Origin of the sequence: Micromonospora sp. NPDC051296 (assembly GCF_040682255.1) — a bacterium.
GTDB classification, from domain to species: Bacteria; Actinomycetota; Actinomycetes; order Mycobacteriales; family Micromonosporaceae; genus Micromonospora; species Micromonospora craterilacus.
In genome coordinates this window covers 1-26018 of record NZ_JBFBAO010000056.1, presented here as the reverse complement: position 1 = coordinate 26018, position 26018 = coordinate 1, and the positions used below count along the sequence as shown (strand labels likewise).

Annotated in this window: 19 protein-coding genes; 8 read left to right on the top strand and 11 right to left on the bottom strand. The window is 72.4% G+C overall.

The window, feature by feature from the left end; translation table 11 throughout:
* Window positions 1-134: 134 nt before the first annotated feature.
* Window positions 135-4316, bottom strand: a complete 4182-nt coding sequence (locus AB0M52_RS09195) for an ExeM/NucH family extracellular endonuclease (protein ID WP_363951020.1) — start codon at window positions 4314-4316, stop codon at window positions 135-137.
* Between the two features lie 422 nt (window positions 4317-4738).
* Here AB0M52_RS09195 and AB0M52_RS09190 point away from each other — a divergent pair, with 422 nt between their 5' ends.
* Window positions 4739-5134, top strand: a complete 396-nt coding sequence (locus AB0M52_RS09190) for a hypothetical protein (RefSeq protein ID WP_363951017.1) — start codon at window positions 4739-4741, stop codon at window positions 5132-5134.
* Between the two features lie 43 nt (window positions 5135-5177).
* Here the strand turns inward: AB0M52_RS09190 and AB0M52_RS09185 are convergent, their stop codons facing one another.
* Genes AB0M52_RS09185 through AB0M52_RS09175 form a run of 3 tightly spaced genes read right to left on the bottom strand, consistent with a single transcriptional unit; the run spans window position 5178 to window position 9071 of the window.
* The gene (locus AB0M52_RS09185) at window positions 5178-5873 is read right to left on the bottom strand and encodes a hypothetical protein (protein ID WP_363951015.1); all 696 of its coding nucleotides are present in this window, start codon (window positions 5871-5873) and stop codon (window positions 5178-5180) included.
* The gene (eccE, locus tag AB0M52_RS09180; protein ID WP_363951013.1) at window positions 5870-7360 is read right to left on the bottom strand and encodes a type VII secretion protein EccE; all 1491 of its coding nucleotides are present in this window, start codon (window positions 7358-7360) and stop codon (window positions 5870-5872) included. The genes AB0M52_RS09185 and eccE overlap by 4 nt, the downstream gene beginning before the upstream one ends.
* 31 nt (window positions 7361-7391) lie before the next feature.
* Complete coding sequence (locus AB0M52_RS09175; RefSeq protein ID WP_363951010.1) at window positions 7392-9071, bottom strand: right-handed parallel beta-helix repeat-containing protein; 1680 nt, start codon at window positions 9069-9071, stop codon at window positions 7392-7394.
* A 188-nt stretch (window positions 9072-9259) separates the two neighbouring features.
* Here AB0M52_RS09175 and AB0M52_RS09170 point away from each other — a divergent pair, with 188 nt between their 5' ends.
* Genes AB0M52_RS09170 through AB0M52_RS09160 form a run of 3 tightly spaced genes read left to right on the top strand, consistent with a single transcriptional unit; the run spans window position 9260 to window position 11378 of the window.
* A complete protein-coding gene (locus AB0M52_RS09170; RefSeq protein WP_363951008.1) occupies window positions 9260-9643 on the top strand; it encodes a YwqJ-related putative deaminase in 384 nt (127 codons plus the stop codon).
* Window positions 9640-10125, top strand: coding sequence for an SUKH-3 domain-containing protein (locus AB0M52_RS09165; RefSeq protein ID WP_363951006.1), 486 nt, complete (start codon window positions 9640-9642; stop codon window positions 10123-10125). Before AB0M52_RS09170 ends, AB0M52_RS09165 begins: the two co-directional genes overlap by 4 nt.
* Window positions 10119-11378, top strand: a complete 1260-nt coding sequence (locus tag AB0M52_RS09160; RefSeq protein WP_363951023.1) for an SseB family protein — start codon at window positions 10119-10121, stop codon at window positions 11376-11378. Before AB0M52_RS09165 ends, AB0M52_RS09160 begins: the two co-directional genes overlap by 7 nt.
* Window positions 11379-11381: 3 nt before the next feature.
* Here the strand turns inward: AB0M52_RS09160 and AB0M52_RS09155 are convergent, their stop codons facing one another.
* The 5 genes from AB0M52_RS09155 to eccCa form a co-directional block, all read right to left on the bottom strand.
* Window positions 11382-11930 (bottom strand): hypothetical protein, encoded by a 549-nt coding sequence (locus tag AB0M52_RS09155; RefSeq protein ID WP_363951004.1) that lies wholly within the window; start codon window positions 11928-11930, stop codon window positions 11382-11384.
* Between the two features lie 30 nt (window positions 11931-11960).
* The gene (gene mycP / locus AB0M52_RS09150; protein ID WP_363951002.1) at window positions 11961-13226 is read right to left on the bottom strand and encodes a type VII secretion-associated serine protease mycosin; all 1266 of its coding nucleotides are present in this window, start codon (window positions 13224-13226) and stop codon (window positions 11961-11963) included.
* Between the two features lie 105 nt (window positions 13227-13331).
* Window positions 13332-15098 (bottom strand): hypothetical protein, encoded by a 1767-nt coding sequence (locus tag AB0M52_RS09145; protein ID WP_363950999.1) that lies wholly within the window; start codon window positions 15096-15098, stop codon window positions 13332-13334.
* A 34-nt stretch (window positions 15099-15132) separates the two neighbouring features.
* A complete protein-coding gene (locus AB0M52_RS09140) occupies window positions 15133-15753 on the bottom strand; it encodes a hypothetical protein (RefSeq protein ID WP_363950996.1) in 621 nt (206 codons plus the stop codon).
* A gap of 128 nt (window positions 15754-15881) precedes the next feature.
* Window positions 15882-19844, bottom strand: coding sequence for a type VII secretion protein EccCa (gene eccCa / locus AB0M52_RS09135; protein ID WP_363950993.1), 3963 nt, complete (start codon window positions 19842-19844; stop codon window positions 15882-15884).
* A gap of 242 nt (window positions 19845-20086) precedes the next feature.
* Here eccCa and eccD point away from each other — a divergent pair, with 242 nt between their 5' ends.
* Complete coding sequence (eccD, locus tag AB0M52_RS09130) at window positions 20087-21475, top strand: type VII secretion integral membrane protein EccD (protein ID WP_363950991.1); 1389 nt, start codon at window positions 20087-20089, stop codon at window positions 21473-21475.
* Between the two features lie 37 nt (window positions 21476-21512).
* Here the strand turns inward: eccD and AB0M52_RS09125 are convergent, their stop codons facing one another.
* The gene (locus AB0M52_RS09125; protein WP_363950988.1) at window positions 21513-22259 is read right to left on the bottom strand and encodes an SUKH-3 domain-containing protein; all 747 of its coding nucleotides are present in this window, start codon (window positions 22257-22259) and stop codon (window positions 21513-21515) included.
* A gap of 142 nt (window positions 22260-22401) precedes the next feature.
* On the opposite strand from AB0M52_RS09125, the gene eccB reads away from it, so the two are divergent.
* The 3 genes from eccB to AB0M52_RS09110 all read left to right on the top strand — a co-directional run bounded on the left by eccB (window position 22402) and on the right by AB0M52_RS09110 (window position 24620).
* Window positions 22402-23829, top strand: a complete 1428-nt coding sequence (gene eccB / locus AB0M52_RS09120; protein WP_363950985.1) for a type VII secretion protein EccB — start codon at window positions 22402-22404, stop codon at window positions 23827-23829.
* A gap of 155 nt (window positions 23830-23984) precedes the next feature.
* A complete protein-coding gene (locus AB0M52_RS09115) occupies window positions 23985-24314 on the top strand; it encodes a WXG100 family type VII secretion target (RefSeq protein WP_111213442.1) in 330 nt (109 codons plus the stop codon).
* A gap of 15 nt (window positions 24315-24329) precedes the next feature.
* Window positions 24330-24620, top strand: coding sequence for a WXG100 family type VII secretion target (locus AB0M52_RS09110; RefSeq protein ID WP_363950982.1), 291 nt, complete (start codon window positions 24330-24332; stop codon window positions 24618-24620).
* Window positions 24621-24710: 90 nt separating this feature from the next.
* On the opposite strand, the gene mycP (AB0M52_RS09105) is transcribed toward AB0M52_RS09110, so the two are convergent.
* On the bottom strand, window positions 24711-25985 hold the full coding sequence (gene mycP, locus AB0M52_RS09105) for a type VII secretion-associated serine protease mycosin (RefSeq protein WP_363950979.1): 1275 nt from the start codon (window positions 25983-25985) through the stop codon (window positions 24711-24713).
* Window positions 25986-26018: the final 33 nt, after the last annotated feature.

The window sequence follows — 26018 nt, the reverse complement described above, 5'->3', positions numbered from 1 at the left end:
CCTTCCGCGAGTTGCTGGCTGACGGAAAGTTGACAGTCCCCGACGCTGTTATGGTGCAGGTAGCCACCCCGAGCCGCGAACGCGTCGAGCACTACGCCCACCGCGGCGCCAGGGGCGCCGCCACCGCGAAGGGGCTAGTGGCAGGTGATCGCCGCGAACGGCGCCTCGGTCTGCGTGGTCACCGGCTGGCCGTTGACGGTTCCGGTGACCTTCACCGTCGAGGTGCCGGCCGGCACCGACTTGGCCCGGGTGTTGAACGTCTGGTACGCGGACTGACCGGGAGCGACGCCGGAGACCGTCCGCGAACCGTACGGGGTGACCAGCTCGATGGTGAGCGGCACACCGTCGGCGTTGCGGGCGGTGACCGCGACCCACGCCTTGGCACCGACGCACTGCGTACGGGCCTGCACCTCGACGTCCCACGCCGGCTCGCCCTGGCCGACGGTCGACCGCGGCGCGGTGTCCGCGGTGACCGGCGAGTTCGCCGCGAGGTAGCTCACCAGCATGGTGAGGTCGTTGTCGCCGGTGGTCGCCGGGTTGGTGCCCCCGCCGAGAGTGGTGAAGTTGTCACCGCCGGAGGCGAGGAACGAGTTCACCGTCACCCGGTAGGTGCCCGCCGGGTCGATCGCCGTGCCGTTCAGCTTCATCGAGGTGATCCGCGAGCCCTTGGCGGCCTCCGGGTCGTACGTGTAGCTGAAGCCCTTCGACACACCCAGCCACAGCACCGGACGGGACGCGCCCGTCGGCTGCCACTGCTCCTCCAGCACCTGCTTGATCTGGGCACCGGTGTAGGTCTTGGTGACCACGTCGTTGGAGAACGGCTGGACCGCGAAGGCGTCGGCGTAGGACACCGTGCCGTCGGTCCGGTACAGCAGGTCGGCCCGCAGGCCACCCGGGTTCATGAACGCGATCTGCGCCCCGCCCCGGCCGGCGTCGGAGGTGCCGGCGAGCTGCACGTCGGCGATGAAGTTGCCCAGCGCCGACTCCTTGCCCCGGTCCTCGTTGCCGCCGGTGTAGGCCCGCCGGATGTCGGCGGTGATCTCACCCAGCTTCCGCTGGCCGAGCTCCTGGGCCTTGACCTTCGCGGCGGCCACGATGTCGGCCACCGCCGGGTCCTGCGGCGCACCGACCACGTCGACCAGCGCGGCGTCGGCCGAGGTGACCGAGCCCGACTCCGGGTCGAAGGTCAGCGTGACCTTGCCCAGCCGCTTGCCGTAGTCCTCGGCCTGCACCACCGGACGCAGCTTGTCGGTGCCCGGAACCGGGACCTCGAAGGCGTACGGCTGGTGGGTGTGGCCGCTGAAGATGGCGTCGATGGTGGCGTCGACCCGGGTGAACTTGCCGAAGACCGGGTCGTTCGCCAGCTCCTCGGCGGAGTCGATGTTCTCCGTAGCGGCACCCTCGTGCGTGAGCAGCACCACCACGTCGGCCTCGCCGTTCTCCGGGTTGCCGTCCTTGAGCTGGCCGGCGACCAGGTTGGCCTCGGCAGCCGGGTCACGGAAGGTGAGGCCGGCGATGCCGTCCGGGCTGACCAGCGAACCGGTCTGCTCGGTGACCACGCCGATGAAGCCGACCCGGACACCGCCCACGTTGCTGATCGAGTACGCCGGCAGCGCCCGGTCGGCACCCCGGTACACGTTGGCGCCCAGGTACGGGAACTCGGCCCGGTCGGTCACCCGGCCGGTCAGGTCGGCCATGCCCTTGTCGAACTCGTGGTTACCCACGGCCGAGGCGGCCAGGCCCATCTGGTTCAGCGCGTCGATCGTCGGGTTGTCGTCGTCGATCGCCGAGATGAAGGTGGAGGCGCCGATGTTGTCACCGGCGGAGACGAACGCGGTGTTCGGGTTCTGCCCACGCAGCTGGTTCACCAGACCGGAGACCTGGGCGGCCCCGCCGACTGCCTGACCACCCACGGTGGCCGGGGACTCCAGCCGGCCGTGGAAGTCGTTGATGCTCAGCAGCTGCAGGTCCACCGGGTTGGACCCGGTGTTGATGCCCACCACCAGCGGGTTGTGGTCGCTGGCCCGGTACGGGTCCGGCGCGTAGAAGGCGGCCAGGCCGTCGTACTGGAAGGCGAACGACTCGACCGCGTTGATCTGCCACACGTCGACGCCGGTCACCCGGTCCGCCAGCGACGGCGAAGCGAGTGCGTGGTCGAGCGAGCCGGACTCGCCACCGAAGACGTAGGTGGACTTTCGGGTGGTGTTGAGGTTGCGGTAGTCCTTGCCGTAGAGGACCTGCATCGGGTCCTCCTGGGTGTACGAGTTGAAGTCACCCAGCAGGATCACGTCGGAGGTGTTGCTGTCGGCCTTGACCTGGTCGACGAAGGTGGCCAGCGCCCGGGCCTGCCGGACCCGGTCACCGTTCCAGCTGCCCTGGCCGTCTCCGGCGTCGGCGTTGTCGCCGGTGCCGGTGCCGCTCTTCGACTTGAAGTGGTTGGCGACCACGATGAAGTCGACGTTTCCGGCGGTGAAGGTCTGCGCGATCGGCTCGCGGGCGTTGAACCAGACGGATTCGTCGTTCACCGAGCGCGACGGGCCCTTCGGCTGCGCCTTCGCCGGCTTGAAGATGATCGCCGTGGTGATGAAGTCCTGCTGGGCCGCACCGGGCAGCTCGGCCGGGCTACGGACGTAGTCCCAGGTGCCCGCGCCGTCCTTGGTGTTCAGGGCGGCGACCAGGCGCTTGAGCGCCTGCTGCGGGTCCGCGGTGTTGAACCGGACCGAGTTCTCGATCTCCTCCAGCGCGACCACGTCGGCACCCAGCGCGCTGATCGCCGAGACGATCTTCGCCTCCTGCTTGGCCAGCGCTGCCTCGTCGACGGCGCCGCGGGCGTCGCCACCGAAGTGCACGAAGTAGTTCAGCACGTTGAAGCTGGCCACCCGCAGGTCGCCGCCGACGTTGACCGGGGCGGCGGTACGCGGGTTGGTGGCCTTGAAGGTGGTCCGGGCGGCCGGCAGGGTGTCGGCGTCGACCGGGGTGGTGGGCTGCAGGCGCCACTCGTTGAAGCCGTACGACAGCACCGACGGCCCGAACGCCTCGACACTGTCACCGACCCGCAGCGGGCTGTCCTTCGACACGTACGGCGGCAGCAGCCCGGCGGTGGCCAGGTTGGTGGTCTTGCCGTCATCGACCAGGATCCGGCGGAGCTTGTTGTCGGCGGCCAACTGCCGGGCGGCGTCCGAGCCGGGGCGGGCCTCGTCGGTCGGGTTACCGGCCGGCTTGTCACCGGCGGCGAGCACAACCTCGCCGTACCGGTTGGTGTTGTAGACCTCAGAAACGGTGTACTCGCCGACCGGGGCCACCAGCATCGACTCGACCGACTCGCGGGCGGTCTCGTCCAGCGGCAGGGTCACCGGGACCGGGGCGGGCAGCGGCGCGCCCCGCTCGCAGATCTGCACGTCGCTCTTGGCGGCGATGCTGAGCTGGGTCAGGCCGTTGAACTCGCTGGCCGTGCCGCTGACCCGGACCCGGTCGCCGATCGCGACCGACGGGTGGTTGGCGGCGTTGGTGGTCAGGTAGACGAAGATGCCGTCCGAGGCGGCGCCGGCGGCGACGGGACGATCCCCACCGCTGCCCGCCGTCTGCACGTACACGCCGTTGTAGCCACCGGTGCGGTGGTCGGCGGTGACGACGCCCTCGACGGTCACCCGGGTGCCGGCCACCGGAGTGGCGCTGCCGGTGCCCTGGACCTGCGCGATGGTGTGGTCGACCACGACATCGCAGCCGATGGTCGGCTCCGGGTCCGGGTCCGGGTCCGGGTCGACGGCGGTGTTGCGGACGCCGAAGGTGTGCGGCGCCGGCGGGTTCCAGACGCCGCCGATCTTCTGCAGGGAGTGGCCGACCGGGGTGGCGCTGGACTCCTTGACCCCGATGTCGGTGCCGGTGAGCCCGTTGGCCGGGCCGCCGACCGCGGCGAAGGTACCCCCGTAGGTGATGAACTCCGTCACCGAGTTGGTCGGGGAGACCAGGGCGACGCCGTCGGGGTCGCCGTTCTGGATGCCGTTGACCGGGTAGTCGGCGACGACGACACCGGCGGCCGGCACGGTGCCGGTGAGGGTCCGGGTGTTGTACGCCGCGCCGTTTCCGCCGTTGTAGAGAACGATCTGCCAGCCGCTCAGGTCGAAACCGACCGGCGCCTCGATCTCGATCGCCTCGCCGACGTCGGTGCCGGCGTTGTCATAGTGGATCTCACTGATGAACGGTGCCGCCGGCACCGGGTCGGCGAATGCGGTGGTGCCACCAGCCAGGGTGAGCGCGGTGGCAGTGACCAGTACGCCCGGGATTGTGAGTAGTCGCGTACTTCTTCTTCGCTGCATGTGCTGGGCCTCCGCGGGGCCTCCGAGGGACAGACCGCTGGAGGATAAGGGGCGGCGGTGTCCGTGCGGGAGCCACCAGATGTACTAAACCGTGGAGCGACGGTGTTTCACGTCACGAGACTGGCCTGCTGATCTTCCAGATCACGGTCGGTGGACCGGTCCGGTCGGACGCCTCCGGCCACCGGCGGTTCACCACCGGGTCCCCGCGCGGCGCCTTGCGTGGGATAGTGGGCGGCATGCGGGCCCGGATTGGTGCCACCATGTTGCTGTTCGTGCTGAGTGGATGCACGATGGGTGACCGTGAGCCGCTCGCTCAGCCGAGCCCCGGCACATCCATCTCCGACGCATCCACCACTGGAACGACCGCGCCGCCGGCCGCCGCGGAGCCGGGCTCCGTCACGTGCACCCACACCATCGGTGGCGTGGACGTTCCGGATTCGGGCTACACCGTCGTCGGTGACGCGGTGGCCGTCACGACCGGCCGGGTCCTGCAGGCCAACCCGAGCTCCGTCGACGGCGGCGGCGAGGATGGCTTCTTCGCCAAGGACGGCCTGCTGGTGCGCCGGGGTCGCGCCGTCGAACTGCGGGTCGGCGACGCGGCGGCCGGCCGGGCGTGGTTGGGCTGGGGATCGCCGGCCGTTCCCGGTGCCCAGGTACGCGTGGGTCCGTGCGACCAGCCTTCCCAGGAGTGGATGGCGTTCGCCGGTGGCTACTGGGTGCTCACCCCGGGCTGCCTGCCCGTCCAGGTCTCGGTGGACGGCGGTCCGCCACGGGAGGTGCTGGTTCCCGTCGGCAGCGGGTGCCCCGCCCCGGGGTGACGACGCGTCGACGGCATCGGTGCGCCGTCGAGCGGCCGGCCGATCAGCCGCCCCGGGCGACCGGGCCGATCAGCTGACGCTCGGTACCGGTCATGCTGAGCATGACCCACTGCACCTTGCCCTTGGTGATCAGACCGACCATCTCCGGGTGCAGCTGGGTGAACCAGCTCTGCACGCTCACCAGTCCGAGAGCGTTGGCCGCCGTGGCGGCCTCCGTCTCGGTGAGCCGCTGGAGCACCACGATGTCGCTGCGTACCAGCACCTCGACGTCCCAGCCGGCGAGATCGTCGCGGACCACGAGGGTGGCCCGCCACGGTGCGCTGAGGTTGGTGTCCGGCCCGGTGACCGGGCCGGTGTCGATCACGACGAGCTGTGGTTCGGTCGGAGTGGCCGGCAGCGGTGGGGCCACCCCGGGCGGCAGGAACGAGGCGATCTCCCGGCCGATGACGCACCGCCGCAGGAAGGCGTCCCACTCCTGTTCCCGGGCGGTCTGGATGAACAGCCGGGCGCCGAGCGCGAGCGCCCGGAAGGCGATCAGCTCAGCCGCGCGTACTCCACCGGTCACCATCAGTCGGGTCGGCTCGGCCCGGAAGACCCGCAGCCCCACCGGTTCCTGCTGCCGGTTGCGGCCGACCACCAGCCCGCCGCCACCGGCGACCAGCCGCAGACCGGCGACGGTGGCCCCGTCGGTGACGTGCAGCCCGATCCGGCTGCCGGGAAAGGCGACGCTGTTGTTCACCGCAGGAAGCCTCCGAGCGGCAGGGTGGCGGCCACGCCGTGGGCGTGCTCGCCGTCGAGTCGTTGCAGGCGACCGCCGTGACCGCGGATCGCCGCGTCCAGCGCGCGGTCGGCGGCGGTGAGTGCGGCGGCGTCGGCACCGATCAGCCGGAACGCCACCTCCACCACGGCGTCGTCGCCACCGGGGTGGCCGGGCTCCCGGGCCACCGAGACCGACACCACGCCGGCCGCCGCGGGCAGCCCGCGCAGCAGCGGATCCAGCTCCCACGCGCGGTCGGGCCAGGAGAGCAGTCGGTAACAGCTCTGCGGGGTGCCCTGCGCCGACCAGCTCCGCCAGCTTTCCCGGGCAAGTGGTCGTTCACCGCCCGCCGGCTCACCGGTGAGGTGGGTCAGGTGGGCGACGGCGGCGAGCACCTCGTCGCGGTTGAGCAGGCGGGCGGTCACCCGATCCTGGCGCAGTTGGCGGCGGGTTCGCCGGATCGCCGCGGTGAGTGCCGGACGCAGGTCTCGGTCGGCGTGGAAGTCGGGAGTACGCGGGGCCTGGAGCACCACCCACGCCTGCCGGCTGGCCGGCACGGCGCCGTTGGTCAGCTCGCGGTACGCCCGGTCCACCGCTGCGGCCCGGACCCGGGGTGCCGGGGTGACCTGGATCAGCACCTGCACCGCCACCGGCGGGGTCTTCGGGTCGGCCGCCGGCAGCAGCGACACTGGCGACGGCAGGGCCTGCGGCGCGCCCATCAGCAGCGCGCCCTCGGTGGGGTCGACCTCCAGCACGGCACTCAGCCCGCCCCGGTGGGTCAGCAGCACGGCGGGTTGGTCGTCGATTTCGACCTGGTCCAGCTCGACGCTGCCCTCCAGATGGGCGAGCAGTTGCAGGGGGACATCCGGCCCGCTGGCGGTCAGCTGCCGGCGCCGGCCCCGATAGCCCCACCAGACCGCCAACCACTGGTAGAGCCACCGGCCGCGGTGCCGTAGCACCGTCGGGGAGAGCAGCAGCACCACGGCGGCGGCCACGGCGACGGTCAGCGGCATGCCGCGCGGTGTGGCGGCCAGGACCGCCGCCGCGCCGGCCTGCCAGGCTACGAGCTGGGCGACGTGTATCCCGGCGACCCGGAGTTGTCGCCGGTGCGGGCGTACCACCGGAGCCGCCGCGGCGGTCTCGGCCGTGGGCTCCGGGGCCGCGGCGGGCCGGGCCGGTGCGGCCGACCGGCTCTCCGTCGCCGCCCGGGCGGCCGGCGCAGCCGGTGCGGTCTGTGCCACCACGGCGGCGGCCTGGCTGGTGTACGCGGTGCCGACGGTCGCCCGTCCCTGCCCGCGCTGGGCCGCCCAGCTGTGCCCCGGCCCGGTGCCGCCGATGGTCGGCGCCGGCGCCGGAGCGCCGGCCTGCTGCTGCGGCTGTGCCGTCCGCTGCTGCTGCGGCGGTGCCGCCGCCCCCGGATGATGCTGCCAACCCGGCTCGCCCGGCCGTGCCGCACCCGGATGCGTCACCGCGCGCCCCTCCCTGACCGCCCCGGCATCGTCAGCGCCCGATCGCGGCGCGTACGTCGGCGACCGTCACGGTACGCAGCTCGTCGAGGCTGGGGCGCTGGCCGGACTGCCGCAGCCGCTGCGCCTGCGCCTTGCGTACGCCCTCGAACAGCTTGCGGGCCTCCCGGGCGTTGCCGAAGTTCTGGTCCCGTTCGATCGTGCCGAAGTGCTCCCGGAGCACCTCGGAGACCCCGCCCGCGAGCAGGTACTCGTCGCCACCAGCCATCCGCTCCACGATGACGACCAGCTGTTCCGGCGAGTAGTTGCCGAACTCGATGGTCTTGGCGAAGCGGGAGGCCAGACCAGGGTTGGCGTCGAGGAACTGCAACATCTCCCCGGTGTAGCCGGCGGCGATCACCGCGACCTCGTCGCGGTGATCCTCCATCAGCTTGACCAGCGTGTCGATGGCCTCCTGCCCGAAGTCACCGCCGCTGCCGAACGACCGGGACAGGGTGTACGCCTCGTCGATGAACAGCACGCCACCGCGCGCCTGCTCGAACGCCGCGGCGGTCTTCTCGGCGGTGTGGCCCAGGTACTGGCCGACCAGGTCACGCCGGGACACCTCGCGGAACGAGCCGCCGGGCAGCGCGCCCAACGCCGCCAGCAACTCGCCGTAGATGCGGGCCACGGTGGTCTTACCGGTGCCGGGCGCACCCGCGAAGATCAGGTGATGGCTGACCGTGCCGACCGGCAGCCCGGCGCTCCGCCGCCACTCGTTGACCTGGATTTCGTCGATGAGGGCTCGGACCTCTTCCTTCACCTGCTCCAGGCCGACCATCGCCTCCAACTCGGCCAGGAGCTTCTCCACCCGGGCGGTGTCCTGCTGGACGGCGGCGCGGGCCGCGTCGGCACCGTAGGCGGCCTTCCGGCCCGCCGTACCCTCCACGATGGTCGGCTCGGCCCCCTCGGCGACCTCGATCGCCGGCTGGGCGGTGTTCTCGGTGCTGCACTCCTCGACCGTGCCGTGGCAGCCTCGGCCGAACGAGATCGCCGGGCCCCGGGTGTCGCGGATCCGGCAACGCCGCAGCACCGGTGCGCTCTGGTGCACCACGGCAACTCCGGCATGGCCGGTCTGGGAGATGTCGCAGGTCTCGATCGTCGGCCGGCCGTACTGGTAGACGTAGATGCCGCGGTTGCCGCAACGGGTCACCGTGCTGGTGCGGATCGTCGGGGCGGCCCCGATCCGCACGATGATGCCGTCCTCGCTGAGGTCGGTGAACTCGCACCCCTCGACGCTGCCGTCGGAATCCTCCACCACCAGGCCGTAGCGCCCACCGGTCACCCGGCAGCGGGCCAGCGTGAACTCCGAACGGCCGGCCACCTGGATCGCCGCGCCGAAGCCGGCGCTCAGCTCGCACCCGGTCATGGTGAGCGCCGCCCGGTCGGCCACGACGACCGGCGCGTCGCCGGCCTTGAGAACCAGATCGCGCAGCTCCAGCCGACCGGAGTTGCACGACACCGTGGGATACGTCCCGGACGAGGCGTCGATGGTGACTGTCCCCGCGCCCTGCGCGGCGACGATGGCGACACCCCGGTCGTTGATGAACAACGCCTCGTAGTAGGTGCCGGGACTTACCGAGACAACGGCGTCGTCGCTGGCCACCGCCAGTGCCTCCCCGATGGACGGGTAGGCGCCGGGCTGGTCCGGGGAGACGAGAAGGGTGCGCGTCATGGCTCCGGGCTTCGTACGGCGAGGAGGGGGCTGAACCGACGATATCCCAGCCGGTCGACACTGTGTGAGCCCGTCGCTGCGCCGGTGTGCGTCCACGCCTCGCCCGATGGACGAACCGGGACGGCTAGGCTCGCGGGCAGGCCGAGTGGATCCGCGGCCGGATCCCCTGTCGACACCCGGGAGGACGGATGGCGGAGCTGCGGATGCTGCCGCTGGCGGCGGGTGCGCTGCTGGCCGACGGCACCGTCCACACCCACACCTCGGTACGTGGTGACGTGGCCCCCGAGCTGCACCCGGTGATCCGGCGGTTCCTGCACGGGCTGCCCGTCGGACAACGCGAGCGCTTCGTCGGGTGGTGCGCCGAGCCGGTGCTGATCTCCGACCGCCTGTACGCCGCCGAAGCCGGCGGCCCACCGCTCGACCCCGCCCGGGCCCGCTCGCTGTTGTGGGGCGCGAAGGTGCGGGTGACGCGGGTACGGGAGGAAGGCGACCCACGCCACGGCGAGGTCCAGCCGCCCTGCCGTTCCTGTGCCGCCCTGCTGGACTGGTTCGGGATGGAGGCGTTGGCATGACCGGGCGCTTCCCGCCCCTGGTGGCCGAGACCCTCGCCGCGGCCGGCTGGTCGGCCGACCGGCGCGACGACGGCCGGGCCCGTGAGTGGGCGCTACGCATCGCCGCCGACGCCACGCCGGACGGCCGGCAGCACGTCGTGACGGCCGCCGCCGTCGAGGCGTACGCCGAGTTCGGCGGGCTGCGGGTACGCCCGCAGAGCGAGGGGGAGCAGGTCGCGCCGAGCGACTTCCACCTCGACCCGTTCCTGGTGCGGCACTCGGTGGCCACGCTCGCCGAGTTGGCCGAGGTGACCGGGGCACCGCTCACCCCGCTCGGCGAGGAGGGCGACGGCACCGGCATCGTCGCCGTCGACGAGCAGGGCCGGGTGTTCGTGCTGGACCACACCGGGGACTGGTTCCTCGGGGTGAACCTCGACGAGGCGCTCGCCACGCTGGTGCTCGGCCGGCAACCCCGGCGGGTACGCGGGGACGGCAGCTGGTGACCGGCTGGCGGCCGACCAACGCCACCGAGCACGCGCTGCTGGCCGCCGCCGACGCCGACGACCGGGAGGGTTTCCTCTCCGAACTCGCCGCCGGCCCACTGCTGCTGCCCGTGTCGCCAGCGGCGGCGGCCGGCCGGGAACCGGCCGGTTGGCCGACGGGCCAGCACGACGGGGTGACCCACGTCGTCAGCTACACCTCACCGGCGGCGATCGCCGCCGGCCTGCCCGGCCAGTCCGTCAGCTACCGGGTGTCGGGGCTGGCCGATCTGGCCGTCGACTGGCCCGACGACGGGTGGATGCTGGCGGTCGACGCCGGCCTGCCCATCGGTGTCCGACTCACCGCCGACGAACTCCGTACGCTCGCCGCGCCTGCCGTCGAGGCCGAGCGCCCGCTGCGCGAGGCGATCCTCCGGCAGGACCCGAACGCCCTGATGGCCGCGCTGCTGCGGGCCGAGCTGGTGTTGCCGCTGCGACCGGACGGCCCGGCGACCCGTGACCTGTCGGACCCGGAGTTCCCGTGGTGGAGCATGCCGGACGAGCAGGGCCGGGTCGGCCTGCCGGTGTTCACCTCCGAGGCCCGGCTGCGGCAGGCCCTCGGCGATCGCGATCTCGTGGTGGTCAGCAGTCTTCAGCTCACCGAGCACTGGCCGGACCTGTCCTGGCAGCTGCTGCTCAACCCGGAGACGCCGCTGGCCGCGGCGCTGCCCGGCGAGGCGGTGCAGACGCTGCGCGACTGGCTCGGCGAGCTGCGGCAGGTGGTCACCGAGGCGGCCGAGCTGGAGAAGCGCCGCCGTGCGACGGCCGCGTACGCCGAGCCGGCAACGGTGGGCGTACCGCTGCCCCGGTCGGCGCCGCAGCCCACCGCCGACGACGGACCCGACCCGGATGTGCCGCTGCTGCTGCAACTGGTCATCCCACACCGCTACCTGTCGTCCTATCTGGACGACGGCTACGACCGGGCGGCCGGGCTGGTGCACGCCTGGCACGGCCCGGGCCGGGACACGCCGGTACGCCTCTACCGCCGCCTGGGACTGCTCGGTGCGGGGTCGCCGTTCGAGGAGTCGGACGAGTGGGTGGCCGTGCTGCGCTGGACGCCCGGCGAGGCCACGCCCGAGGAGTGGGGCCAGGGCCAACCGCGGATGGAGTCACTGGTCGTGCCGGACCGTACCGAGCTGCACTGCCTGCACCAGGACGGCCGTGACGAGTTGCTGGCCCGCTTCGACGCGACCGCCCGTCGCTGGTCACCGCCCTGACCGTCAGCGCTTACGGCTGGCGAACCAGGCGCGGGCCGGTGGGCTCTTGATCAGGGCGAGCGAGACACCGGCCAGCCCACCCACCACCAGCGGCGTGACCATCGTCGGTTGATAGCTCAGCTTGCCCTGCACCAGCAGCGTGACGATGACGACGACGAAGAGCCCGAAGGTGAAGCCCGCCGGCACGGTCAGCCCCTCCGCGCCGTCGCCCCGCCAGGCGATGAGGATCCCCAGCGAGGCGAGCAGCACCACCAGCAGGGCGAGCGCGAGCACGACCACCCCGATAACCACCACCAGGAACTTGCCGAGCCCGTCCCCCTCGGTCCGCGTCATGGCCAGGAAGAAGGCGATCCCGGCGATCAGCCAGGTGACGACCGCCGGCAGCATCAGCAGGACGGCGAGAGTGACCACCATCGGCCGCCGGCTCGCCGGGTTCGGCCCGGCAGCCGGCGGGCCGGGCGGCATGGCCGGATCCGGGGTCCGGTACGGATCAGGGGCCGGGTACGGGCCGGGCGGCGGAGATGGAAACGCCCCGTCTGGTGTGGTCGACATGGGTGCCTTCCTCGGGTCGGATCGGACCGATCAGCCGGGCGGCCGACGCCAGGCCGCTTCGTCGGTTGCATCGGTCGGCTGGCCCGGGCCGCCCTGCGGCGGTACGCCGGGTCCGGGGGATGCCCCGACGGTGGTCGGCGGGTCTCCGTCGGCGAGCTGCGCCAGGCGGCGTCGGGCACGCAGCAGCATGACTGTGGCCACGATTCCGCCGACGACAAGGACGAACACCGCGATGATCGCGGCCCATACAAAGATCAGGATGCCGTCGTCGCGCTCGCGCGGGTTGGCCTGCCAGGGCTCGAGCTGCGAACCGCTCGGCCGGGCACTGGGGCGGGTGCCGCGGCCGTCCGGCTCGCCGGTCAGCGCCTCCCGCAGGTCGAGCGCGCCCCATCCGAAGTACTGGTCGTGGCCGGGCTCGCCCTCGTCCCGCGTGGTTTCCAGCAGCCGCTGGAACATTTCGTACCCGTTCAGGTTCGGGTACTTGGCCTTGATCAGCGCCAGTGCGCCGGAGACGATCGCGGTGCTGTTGCTGCTGCCGGTCGTGGTGAAGTACCTGTTGTCGGGGGCCGCCTGGACGATGTCGACCGCGGGCGCGGTGATGTCGACCTCCTCGGCCGGGACCGACGCCTTCTCGCTGATGGCGCCCTTGCGGTCGGTGCCGTTGACCGCCACGGCGCTGTCATGCTGGGCCGGGCTGCCGATGAGGATGTCGTCGTCGTTGCCGACGGCGGCGACGACGATCACGTTCCGCTGGTACGCACGCTCGACCGCCCGGTTCAGCTCCTCGTTGAAGCTGCTGCTGAGCGACACGTTGACGATGTCCGCGCCGTGGTCGACGGCCCAGTTGATCCCGGCGGCGAGGGCCGTCGGCTGGATCAGCGCGCTCCGCTCGCTCTTGATGGTCACTGGCAGGATCTTGGCCTTCGGCGCGACTCCGAGCACCCCGTCGCGGTTGCCCGTCCCGTGCCCGTGCCCGGCGATCAGAGAGGCCATGCCGGTGCCGTGTCCGTGTCGGTCGACCTGGCCCTTGGCGTCGTCGTCGTAGAAGTCGACGCCCGGCAGGACGTTGTTGCTGAGGTCCTGGTGCGACGCGTCCACCCCGCTGTCGACCACCGCCACCACCACACCCTCGCCCTGGGTGATCTTGTGTAGCTCGGACAGTTCCAGGGCCTTGACGTGCCACGAGCTGTCCCTGGTGGAGTCCGCCGTGGCGGGCGTGACGGTGAGGGTCAGGGCCGCCAGAACGCTCGCGGTGGTGAGCGCCAGGGCGGCCGCCGGTCGGGTGAGGACACGCATGCCCGTCTACCTTCCTCTGTAGGTCGTCGCGGGACGGCCGGGGATGGACGGTCACCGCATGGTACGGGCCGGCCACCCAAGGTGGGGTGACCGGCCCGCCCCTGGTCAGCCTTGGCCGAGTGCCCGGCCCTGCTCGCGGGGTCGGTGCTCGGCCGGCGCTTCGACGACGCCGACGGCGGAGGATTCGGTCGCCCAGAGTTCGTCGTCGCCGTCGCCGTACTCCCAGGTCTCCTGCTCCCCGTCGCGCGGGGCGCCCTTGCGTGGGCTTGGCGTGGCCGGTCCACCGCGTCGGCCGCCGAGCGACGGCGCCGGGCCGGTGGTCGGCGTGGGTCGGCCGGCGCCGGTACGACCGCTCAGGTCGGGCCGGGTGCCGCTGGCGGGGGTGCCCGGCCCGGCGGCGCGGCTGGCCGCCGGTGTACCGGGCTTGCCGGTGGGCGTGGCCGGCGGCTGACCGGGACGGCCGGTCAGCGGCGAGCCGGCCTTGGGCGGGATGCCCGGGGCGGTGCCGCGCTGGCCGCCGAGGCTCGGCGGTGGGGAGGCGGGTCGCCCGGGGGCGGCGCCCTTTTGCCCCGGACGGGCCGTGGAGCCGGGCAGGCGGGGGCTGGACGGCGGGGTGGCCGAACCCGGCGGCTTGACTCCGGCACCCGGTCGGGACGGCCCGACCCCGGGCCGCCCGGTGCCGGTGTTGCCCGGCAGGGTCGGACGGTTCGGCGCGGGGCCGCGCTTACCGCCGCCCGGCGGCGCTCCCGACCCGCTGCCGGGGCCACCCGCGCCTGGCAGCGTGGGACGGTTCGGTGCCGGGCCGCGGCTGCTGGGTGGGGTGGGCCCACCCGATCCGGGGAGGGTGGTCCGTGGGGCGTTCGGCCGGGCCCCCGAGTTCGGCGAGGTCAGGCCTGGGCTGCCCGGGCGCAGCCCCGGCCCCGCGACCGGCGGCACCGCCGGGCCGGGCATCGTGGGCGCGTTCGGCGCGGTGGTGACGGGCGGCGGGGCGGGAGCCGGTCCGGGGGGCGCGGTGGTTGCGGCGCCACCCGCGAGGCCGACCCCCTCCGGCAGGCCCGAAGGCGGCGGAGTGGCGGGCTCGGTGGGCCGGTCGCCCAGATCCGGGCGGGTCGGCATGGTCGGACGGTCCGGACGGTCGCCGTTCACCCCGGGCTTGACCGGCCGGCTGCCGAATGTGCCCGGCCGGCCCGGCGGAGGCATGTCCGGGCTCCTGAAGACCGCGTCGGTCGGACCCTTGAACTTCCCGCCCCGGGAGATGTTCGAGATGTAGACGTCGATGTAGAGGTCGGCCAGCGGCTTGGCGATGTCCTTGGCCCGCTGGTGGAACTCCCGCTGGACCTCCTCGTACGTCTTGTGGTTGTCGCCGAAGAGATCGCCGAAGGTGATCTCGGCCTTGTCCTTCTCGTAGATCTCCTGCTGCCGCTCCTGCTCGGCCTTGTACTGCAGCCAGAGCTCCCGCATGTCGCGTTGCGAGGTCTTGATCTTGCCGGCGATCTGCTCCAGGCCGGTGGCGTTGTTGCTGGCCACTTCCTTCCACTCGTCGAGCGAGTGCAGCGTCGCGCCGACCCGGGACATGAAGACCCGGGCCGCCGGCGAACTCCACTTGGCTTCCAGCGAGTCGGCGTGGCGCTTGAGATTGTCCCGGGTGGACTGGAGCAGGCTGGCCGCCCGCCGCCAGGTCTCGGCGAGCGCCGTGGTGCGCTCGTCGCTCTCCTTACGGACGTACTCCCACATCTGCTCGATGTTTACGTCGTCCCACCTCGTGGGCTCGTACGGCGTGGACTGGGCGGCCCGCTCGGCCGCGTAGTCGTCCGTCATGCCGGTGTACTGGTGGTAGCTCGGCGGCGTCCAGCCGTAGTAGTCGTCGGTCATCCCCGCTCCTCAGGTCCCGTGGCCCTGCCGCCTGTTACCGCAGGCTCGACTGGTCCAGCCGGAGGTCCTCGCCGTGCATGCGTTCGGTGTCGCCGGAGATCACGTACGCGCCCGACCCGTCACCCACGACCTCGGTCCTGGCCCACTCTGGGGTGTTCTCCCGCTGGTCCTCGGTCGGGCAGGAGTCCATGCCCTGGTACGGCGACATGGGCGTGGGGTTCGTGGCCTGCTCCGGAACGTCGGCCGAGGGGTCGCCCTCGCCCTGCTGCCACTGGCCGCTGAGGGTCTCCTGGCCGTCCACCGCGTAGAACGCGTTGAAGACGTCCTCGTTGGTGGCCTGGGCCAACGCATCGCCGGTGAGATACTCGGCGGAGATGGACACGGCGGCCACGCTCAGCGCGGTGAGACCCTTCATCACATCGCCCATCAGGTGGGACACGGCCATCCGGCTCTCGTCGTGCCGGCCCCGGAAGAAGGCGGCCTCCTTGAGCCCGCCGCCGCCGAACGGCGCCTGCACGGTGAGCATCGGGCGGAGGCCGTTCTCGAAGCTGGGCTGGAAGTTGGTCTCCAGCTCCTTCTGGATGGCCTGCGCGAAGTCCTTCAGCTGGTTGATGTCGACGTCGATGTTCTCGTCGACGAGCCATTCGTCGCCCATGTCCCTCCCCCGTTCGCTCACATGGTGCTGGCGCGGCTGGTCTTACTCCGAGGAGCCAGAGACCGCAGCCGCGCACCGTAAGTCCACTCTGGCCGACGGTAGCCTCATCGGGCAACCCCGTACGGCGGTCACGAGCGTGGTGGAAGGTTCACCAACTGCACCAGCCGGGTACCGCCGCGCCGGGACACCAACCAGCCCCGGCCCGGTGGCAGCGGCCCGGGCCGGACGGTGCCGAGCAGCACCCCCTCGTCCCGGTTGCCGGACATCACGATGCCCGGCGTGCTGATCTCGCGCAGCCGCATCAGCACCGGCTCGTACAGCGCCCGGCTCGCGCCGCCGGTGCGCCGGGCGATGACCAGGTGCAGGCCGATGTCTCGGGCCTGGGGCAGGAACTCCAGCAGCGGGGTCAGCGGATTGCTGCCCGCGCCGGCCACCAGGTCGTAGTCGTCGACCAGCACGTAGAGGTCGGGGCCCTTCCACCAGTCGCGGGCCCGCAACCGCTCCGCGGTGATGTCGGGCGGCGGCAGCCGGTCGCGCATCACCCCGGCCACCTCGGTCACGATGCTCTCGGTGACCTGTGCCGTCGAGCCGTACCCGATCAGGTGCGGCGTGTCGATGTCGCCGAGCAGGCTGCGCCGGTAGTCGACCAGGACCAGTCGGGCCTCGGTCAGCTCGTGGCGGTCGACGATCGTCTGCGCCAACGCCCGCAGGAACGTGCTCTTCCCCGACTCGCCGTCGCCGAACAGGATGAAGTGCGGGTCGGCGGCGAAGTCCAGGTGCACCGGCTGCAGATCCACCTCGGCGATGCCGATCGGCATCCCCGGGCGGCCGGTGCTCGGCAGGCTGCCGTAGGGGACCACCGGCGGGAGCAGCCGGATCGGCGGTGCGCCCGGGCCCTGCCAGGCCGCGGCCAGGTCGGTGACCAGCTTGCGGGCTCCCTCGGAGAGGGTCTCCGACTCCTGCGCGCTGTCGGCCCGGGGAAGCGCCGCCAGGAACTGCTGCCCGTCCGGAGTGATGCCCCGGCCCGGCGACTTCTCCGGCACGTTCATCGCCGCCCGGCGGTCCAGGTTGGAGTCGCTCGCGTCGGCCAACCACAGCTCCAGCCGGGTACCGAAGACGTCCCGGACGGCCGGGCGCAGGTCCATCCAGCGCCCGGCGGTGACGATCAGGTGGATGCCGAAGGAGAGCCCCCGGTTGGCGATGTCGTTGATGGTGGGTTCGAGGTCCTCGAACTCGGCCCGTAGCGTCGCCCAGCCGTCGATGACCAGGAAAACGTCGCCGAACGGGTCGTCGTTGTGCTGGCCGTGCCGGCGGGCCCGCCGGTACTCGGCCATCGAGTCGACGCCGCGCTCGGCGAACCGCCGCTCCCGCTCGCCCATCAGCAGTTGCAGCTCGGCCACGGTACGCCGGACCAGGCCGGCGTCGAGACGGGTCGCCACCGAGCCGACGTGCGGCAGGTTGCGCAGCGAGGACAGCGCGCTGCTGCCCAGGTCGAGGCAGTACACCTGGGCTTCCCTGGGGGTGTGGGTCAGCGCCAGCGACGTGACCACCGTCCGCAGCAGGGTGCTCTTACCGCTCTGCGGGCCGCCGACGATCACCGCGTGGCCGGCCGCCCCGGCCAGGTCGAACCAGAGCACGTCGCGGCGTTGCTCGTAGGGCTTGTCGACGATGCCGACCGCCACCTGCAACTCGCCCAGCAGGCCGGCGTGCGCCACGGTCACCCCACGGGCGGGGTCGGCGGTCAGCGGGGGCAGCAACTGGTCCATCGTCGGCGGCTCGGCCAGCGGCGGCAGCCACACCTGGTGCGCCGGCTTGCCCCGGCCGGCGAGCCGCCCGACCAGGATGTCGAGCACGCTCTCGCCGACTCCGTCGGCCGGTTCCGGCGCCTCCTCCTGCTTCGTCGTACGGGTCACCGGCGGGGCCACGTAGACGGTGCTGTACTCGCGTACCCGGTCCTCGCCGTCGCCGGCCGCGACCGCCGCGGCGGTCTTGCTCTGGTAGGCCCCGGAGACGTACGCGGCCTTGAACCGGACCAGCGGCTCGGTGCCGAAGCGCAGGTATCCGTGGCCCGGCGAGCGGGGCAGCTCGTACGCGTCGGTGGCGCCGAGCACCACCCGGGATTCCATCGCGGAGAAGGTCCGCAGACCGATCCGGTACGACAGGTGGGTGTCGAGCCCCCGTAGCCGCCCCTCCTCCAGCCGCTGGCTGGCCAGCAGCAGGTGTACGCCGAGCGACCGGCCGACCCGACCGATCTGCACGAACATGTCGATGAAGTCGGGCTTCGCGGTGAGCAGCTCGGAGAACTCGTCGCAGATGATGAGCAGGCTCGGCAGCGGTGACAGCGGGGCACCCGCCGCCCGGGCCTTCTCGTAGTCGCGTTGCGAGGCGTAGTTGCCCGCCGCGCGCAGCAGCTCCTGCCGGCGGACCAGCTCGCCGTTGATGGCGTCGGTCATCCGGTCCACCAGGGGCAGCTCGTCCGCCAGGTTGGTGATCACCGCACTGGTGTGCGGCAACCCGTCCAGCCGGGTGAACGTGGCACCACCCTTGAAGTCGACCAGCACGAAGTTGAGGCTCTCCGACGAATGCGTCGCGGCCAGCGCCAGCACGAGGGTGCGCAGCAGCTCGGACTTGCCGGAACCGGTCGCGCCGATGAGCAGCCCGTGCGGGCCCATGCCGTCCTGCGCCGACTCCTTCAGGTCCAGCTCCACCGGCCCGCCGTCGGTGCCCACCCCGATCGGCACCCGCAGCTTGTCCCGGTTGGGGCGAGGCTGCCAGGCCCGGTCGACGTCGAACTCGTACGGGTCGCCGATGTCGAGCAGCTCGGCCAGGCCCAGCTCGGTGGCGAGCGGGGTGTCGCCGCTGCCCCGGGAGGCGGCCGACAGGCGCAGCGGGGCCAGTTGCATGGCCAGCGCCTCGATCTCCGTCACCCGGCAGTCGTCGGCCCGGCCGATCTCCGCCGGCCCGTCCACCGTGGTGCTGTGCAGCTTGCCATCCGCCGTCACCTCCAGCACCAGCCGTGCCCGGTCGAGCATCCGCGGCGCCGGGGTGGACAGGTCGAGCAGGGTGACGCCCTCCACGCCGCCGTCGGTCATCAGGTGGTCCGATCCGGCGGTGTCGCCGCCGTCGATGACCACCAGCACGTGCGGTCCGCCGACCTGCGGTCCCCCGCCGCTGGCGTTGAACCGGGGCCGACTGGCCAGCACGTCGTCGAGCATCGCCTCCAGGCCGGTCACCGAGGGCGCCACCAGCCGCAGCTGGCCGAGCGCGTCGGTACGCGACGGGTGCAGGGCGTGCGGCAACCACTTCGTCCACTCCCACGCGGCCCGCCGATCGGGCGCCACGCAGATCGCGACGAGCATGTCGTCGGGAGCGTGGAACGCGGTGGCCTGGGCGAGTACCGCCCGGACCATCCCACGGGCGGCGTCGGTGTCGCCGCGCAGGTGCACCCGGGCGAATCCGTTCAGCGCCATGGTCACCGGCAGGTCCGGCACCTCGCCGTAGGTGGTGAGGAACCGGCGCAGGGCCAGCGCGCACATCGGTTCCAGCTTCTCCAGCGACGTCGCGGGCGGCGGCACCAGCGGCGTGGCCAGCTCCTGCGGCCCCAGACCGATGCGGACGGTGGCGAAGTCGACGTCGCCGCGACGGCGTTCCCACAGCCGCGGGCCCAGCGGCAGCGACCAGAGCGTGTCCGGGTCCGGGTGCCGGTAGAAGGCGGCCTCCCGCTGCTTGCGGATCGTCTTGAGCACTCGACGGCGTTGCCGCGACAGGTGCGTCATGTACTCGCGGCGCTTCTGCAGCATCTCCTGTTTGCCCGGGCCGCCCGCGTTGTTGGTCAGCTGGGAGCCGAGCATGCCGATGGCGGAGAGTCCGAACAGGCCCCCGGTGACGTAGCCGAGGGTCGACCCACCCCGGCCGGCGAACATCAGCGCCATCGCGAAGGAGCCGGCGAGCATCGGCAGCAGCATCAGCATCTGCCCCCAGGCCTTGCCGCTCGGGGCGGGCACCTCGGGTGGCGCTTCCAGCAGCACCTCGCCGGAGGGATACTCCGGTTCCGGCTGCCGGGCGGGTCGCTTGACGACCACCGTGCTCACGTGACAGACCTCCGTTGCCTCTCGTGGGCGTGTGGCACGCCCGGCACCCCCGCACGTTCGGCCGCCGCGTCAAGCCCACCAGGACCTCACGAAACGCCATCAGGTGCTACGCGGGCAACCCCGTCGGCGTCCGGAGACCGCCGCGGTGAACCGGGACCCGCGTCACCGGCACATGGTAGGTAGCCTTTCCCCGTCAGGACAGCCGCGGGCCATCGGCCCGCTCCTCGACCGAGGGGTCGTCAGTGGTCACCCAGGCCGGAACCGGACTCGCGCGTATCGCCGTCGTCGCCCCCAACCGGCGGCTTGATCTCGCCCTCCCCGAGCATCTGCCGCTCGTCGGGCTGCTGCCCGCCGTGCTGCGCCAGGCCGATGAGGAACCGTCGGACGGCACCAGTCACGGCGGATGGATGCTGCGCCGCAGCGATGGCACCGCCGTCGACCTGACCCGTACGCTGGCCGCCCAGACCGTCCGCGACGGCGAGACGCTGCACCTGGTGCCCCGGCGTACCGAGTGGCCGGAGCTGGCGTACGACGATCTGATGGAGGCCGTCGCCGACGGCGCCCGCCGGCGCGGCGTGGTCTGGACCTCGTTCGCAACCCGGCTGACCGGCCTGATCGTGGCCGGGGTGCTGCTGCTGCTCGGTCTGGTCGTGATCGTCACCTCCGAGCAGCCTGGTTGGCTCGGCGGGGCGGTCGCCCTCGGCGCGGCCGGGGTCCTGCTGGTCAGCGGGATCGTGCTGTCCCGGGCGATGGCCGACTCCCTCGCCGGTGCGGTCGTCGCCGCCGCCGGGCTGCCCTACGCCTTCGTCGGCGGCGTGCTGGTGATCGGCACCGGGGAGTCGGTGTGGGCACTGGGTGCGCCGCACGTGCTGCTCGGCTCCGCCGTGCTGCTGCTGTCCGGCCTGCTCGGCCTGCTCGGGGTGGGCGACGCGACCCGGGTCTTCGTGGCTGCGGTCTTCGTCGGGTTCTGGGGCATGGTGGGCGGGTTGCTCGCCCTCGGTTCCATGGATGCCGCCCAGGGCACCGCCGTCGTGGTCAGTGCGGTGGCCCTGCTGTTGCCGGCCATGCCGCTGCTCTCCGTCCGGCTCGGGAAGATGCCGATGCCGGCGCTGCCGCGTACCGCCGAGGACCTGCTGCGCGACGAGCCGCAGCCGAAGCGCGAGGTGGTCTACCAGGCCACCGCCCGTGCCGACGAGGTGCTCACCGGGACGATCTTCGGGGCGTTCGTCGTCACCATCGCCTGCCTGCTCGTGCTCACCGCGACCGGCACGCTCTCCGCGCTGCTGCTCGCCGGGGTGATCTCGCTGGGTTACCTGCTGCGGGCCCGGCTGGTCTCGACCGTCCGGCACCGGGTGCCGATGCTCGCCGTCGGCCTGGTGGGTCTGGGCCTGCTGCCGCTGGTCGGCGCGGCCGACGCGTCGACTGCGGCGCGGGTGCTGGCCGTGCTGCCGGTGGCGCTGGTCGCGGCGGGACTCTCGGCCGGTGCCGGCCTCGCCTACAGCCGGCGTGCCCCGTCGCCCCGGCTGGCCCGGCTCGGCGACGTGTTCGACATCCTGCTCCAGCTCGCCGTGGTGCCGGTGGCGTGCAGCGTGCTGGGCCTGTACGCCTTTATGCGGGCGATCAACGGCTGACCCGGCCCGCCGATGGAGGCAGCACGACCCGGCCGGCTCACCAGCCGCCGTCGCTGGCCTCGGTCAGCTCCTCGCCCCGAATGAGGTTGACGAGGGCGGTGTCGACGTCGGGACCGATGAAGAAGTCGTCGGCCCAGTGCAGCATGAAGACTCGCCCCTGCGCGTCGACGACCAGTTCGGACGGGCCGTCCTCGTTGTTGCCGAGCGGGTAGACGGGATTCTCGTACTCCTCCGAGAAGGCGTGCGCCTTGTCGGTGACGACACCGCCCAGCGTGGGGTGGATGAAGCTGGTGTAGCCGCCGCCCGGCTCACCATGCCCGCCGAACTGCGGCAATTGAAGGCCGCCGAACTCGACCAGCGCGGCCCGCGCGGCCGGCGAGCACTCCAGCCCGGCCAACTCGTCGGCGAAGCGCACCATCCAGTGGTCCACCGCGGAGGTCACGTTCCGGCCGGGATACCAGCCGGCTTTCTCCAACACGTACCGCACGTCGGGTGGAAAACGTCCCTCGGCAGCGCGGTGCTGCGCGTACTCCTCGGCGACCAGCGGCGCGGGCAGCGACCGCCACTGGGAGACCTCACCGGTCTCCCGGTCGATGACCGCCCGGGGATATCCGGTGGACGGTGGTGGAACGGGTGGCCCGTCGGTGGGAGGTGGGGCCGGAAGGACCCGCCAGGCGACGTAGCCGAGATCGAACTCGTACAGGTCCACCTCCGGCGCAGGCCCCGCTTTACCGGCACCGGCCCACTGGCGGGCGATGGCCAGGGCCTCATCGCGACTGATCATCGTTAAGACTCCTCGGCTGCCGTCGTCGGTTCCACCGGTCCGCGGTGGGTGCGGGCACCGGCCGGCTCGACGCCGTGCCTATGGTAGGCAGCGCGGTCCGGCATTCGTGACCGTGCCGGCGTACGCCAGGGGGAGGGCTGCCATGCCGTCGCGGCGGGACCAGGTCCAGTCGTACCAGTTCTTCGTGCAGCGGATGACCTCCGCGCTGGTGGCGCGCGAACCCGACCCGGAGGCGGCACCGTTCCGCCGGCTCGGCGGCGCCGGTTTCGCCAGCGTCATGGTGGCCGTGCTCTGCCTGGCCGCCGTGGGTGTCTACGGTCTGTTGCGTCCCGGTGGGGCCACCAAGTGGAAGGAAGGCGGCGCGGTCATCCTGGAGAAGGAGACCGGCACCCGGTACCTGTACCGGGAGGGCCGCCTGCATCCGGTGCTCAACTACGCCTCCGCCCTGCTGGCCATGGAATCGGCCGCACCGACCGTCTCGGTCTCCCGCAACTCGCTGGTCGGCACCCCGCGCGGTCCCCGTATCGGCATCCCCTTTGCGCCGGATGCGCTGCCGGCATCCAACCGGATCCTGGACGGGCCGTGGACCTTGTGCACCCAGCCGGCTCGGGACGCTGCCGGCGGGATCGTCGCCACCACGGTGCTCACCGTCGGTCGGGCACCCAACGGCGGGCGGGAGCCGGGTGACGCCGCGCTGCTGGTGCGCGACCGCAAGACCAGCCGGCTGCACCTGGTCTGGCGGGACCATCGGTACGAGATCCGCAACGAGAAGATCGTGCTGGAGGGGCTCACCATGAGCGCCGAGCCGGTGGTGGAGGTCGGCGGGGCGTGGCTGAACGCCCTGCCCGCCGGTGAGCCGATCGCTCCCCGCCGGGTGACCGACCGGGGCGCGCTCTCGACGGCGCTGCCGGACGCCCGCGTCGGTCAGGTCTTCGTGGTGGAGAGCCAGAACGGCAGCCGCCAGTACTACCTCGCTGAACGGACCCGGCTGGTCCCGATCACCCCGGTGCAAGCGGACGTGCTCATGGCCGACGGCGAGACGCAGGCGGCGTACCCGGACGGGACGAAGCCGCTCCCGATCGAACTCGCAGCAGGTGCGGCCGCCGCCGCGCCGAAGGCGGGGGCGCCGGCACAGGGGCGGCACCGCGCGCCGGAGCAGCGGCCCGAGATCGCCCGGCTGGCGGGTGACCAGCCGGCGGTCTGCGCCGCCTACCAGCCGGGTCAGGACGAGCCGACGGTGCTGCTCGACGCCCAGGTCTCACCGGTACGCGAGCCGGTCCGTACCGGTGAGCAGACGGGCGATGGCATCCCGTTGGCCGACCGGGTGGTCATCGAACCCGGCTACGGGGTTCTGGTCACGGCCGTCTCCTCGCCGGAGCAGGAGGGCGGCACCCTCAACCTGGTCACCGATGTCGGCTACCGCTACCCGCTGGCCTCCGAGGGGGTGCCGGCGATGCTCGGCTACGCGGGGGTGCAGCCGGTGCGGCTGCCCGCCAGCCTGGTGGTCCGGCTGCCCGCGGGGCCGGCCCTCGATCCGGCGACCGCGAAACTCGCCCTCGACCCGGAGTGACCTGCCAGCCACAATGGAGCCGCGGGCCGGCCGCGGTGTAGCGCCGGTTGGACACGACGCGTTACCGTTTCGAACGACGATGGTGCCTGAGCGCCGACTGACACGCCGCCCCGGCGAAGCGGGGCGATCGAACGAGGACGGGGGTGACTTCCACCATGTCGATGAATACCGACACCGGCTTGATGGTGAAGACCGAGGGTGACGTCGATGGCGTCGCCGACCGGCTCACCGGCAATCTCAACTCACTGATGGACCAGCTCGCGCCGCTGTACGACCAGTGGAAGGGCGCTGGTGCGGGTTCCTTCCAGCAGGTGCGTGAGCGGTTCGACCAGGACATGGCCCGGCTCAACGTCGCGCTCCGCGCGATCGCCGAGGCCGTGGGCTCGGCCGGTAAGGACTACGACGTCAGCGACGAGGAGATCCGGTCCGACATGGACAGCGCGGGTGCGACCGCCGGCCAGATCACCGCGGCGCTGAAGCTCTGACGGGGGGGAGAACTCATGACGGAGATCCGCTACAACTTTGCCGGCCTCAACGCCGCAGCGGACAGCTGCAGCGGCGCGGTTCGGAACATGACCGGCGAGCTGGACGGGCTCAAGTCCGGCATCGCACCGCTCCTGGCCACCTGGGACGGTGAAGCCCGGGAGGCGTACTTCCGCCGGCAGACCGAGTGGGAGTCGGCCGCCAACGACCTGCGTGACCTGCTCGGCCGGATCGAGCGGGCGCTGCGTGAGTCGGCCTCGAAGATGCAGGCCCGTGAGGCGGCCAACCGCGCGAAGTTCGGCGACTGAACCGCTACCGCAGCAACCGATGGCCCGGGCCCCTTGCCGGGCCATCGCCGTATCCGGCTTCCTTCGGAGAGCCGGCCGCCACCGCTGCCGTCAGCCGCGTGGCATCGAACTCGGCACCCGGAAGAAGCGCTCCTCGGGCTCGTCGATCTCCGGTCCGACGGCGGGCGGCGCGGAAGGCCGGGTAGGCCGCCAACGCGTCCGCCGGCCGCGCGGCAGCAGCACCGCCAGCGCCGCCACCACGACGGCGACCGTGGCCAGCGCCAGGCCGATCCACAGGGCCAGCCGGCCGAAGACCGCCCAGCGGTCGGCGCGCGCTGCCGCCGCGGCGTCGTAGGGCACGTCGGGCAGTGGCGGCTGGGCCACCGGTGCTCCGGTGGTCAGCCGTTCGGTGACTGCCCGGTACGGATTGACCACCCCGCTGCCGTAGCCACGAGAGGCGTCCCCCCGAGCCGGGTCGGCGGTGGCGAGCAGCCGGCTCGCGACCTCCTTCGCCGACAGGTTGGGCTCGGCGGAGCGGATCAGGGCGGCGGTGGCGCTCACCATCGGCGTGGCGAAGCTGGTGCCGTCCCAGACACTGTGACCGACCAGGCGGGTGGCGGCCACCACCGCCCCGCCGGGGGCGACGATGTCGACGTACGGCCCGATCTGGGACTGCCGGAACCGGGCCCCGTTCTGGTCGATGGCACCCACGCCGATCACTCCGTCGTAGGCGGCAGGGTAGGGCACCGGGTCGGGGCGGGCACCGTCCTGGTGCTGGTTGCCGGCGGCGGCGACCAGCACGACATCCTGCTCGACGGCGTACCGGACGGCCTGCTCGACGTCCGGGTCCGGGTAGTAGAGGGTCACCGACATGTTGATCACGTCCGCGCCGTCGTCGACCGCCTGCCGGATCGCCCGCGCGAAGACCGCGCCGGTGACGGTTTCACCGCCCGCGCCCTCGGTGGCGTTGCGCTCGCTGACCCGGATCGGCACGATCGTGGCGTCCGGCGCCAGGCCGTAGAAGCCGACGCCCTCCTGCCGGCCGGCGGCGATGATGCTGGCGACTGCGGTGCCGTGCGAGACGCAGTCCACATCGCCACCCGGCGCGCCGTGCAGCGCGTCGAAACCGGTGGTCACCCGCCCGGCCAACTGCGGGTGGCTGCTGTCGGTGCCGGAATCGATGACCGCGACCCGGACCCGCGCACCGGTGCTGAACGGCCACACCCGCTGCGGCGCGAGCCACCGCTGGTGCCAGGGCGTCTCGGTGTTGACCTCTCCCGGATCGCTCGGATTCTGGCAAATCGCCGGGGCAGCGCGGGCAGGTGTCGGTGCGGGGACGATCAGTGCCGTGGTCAGCACCGCTCCTACCAGGGCGAATGCCGCCATAGGACGGTCACGGACCATTCCTGCTCACCCTCT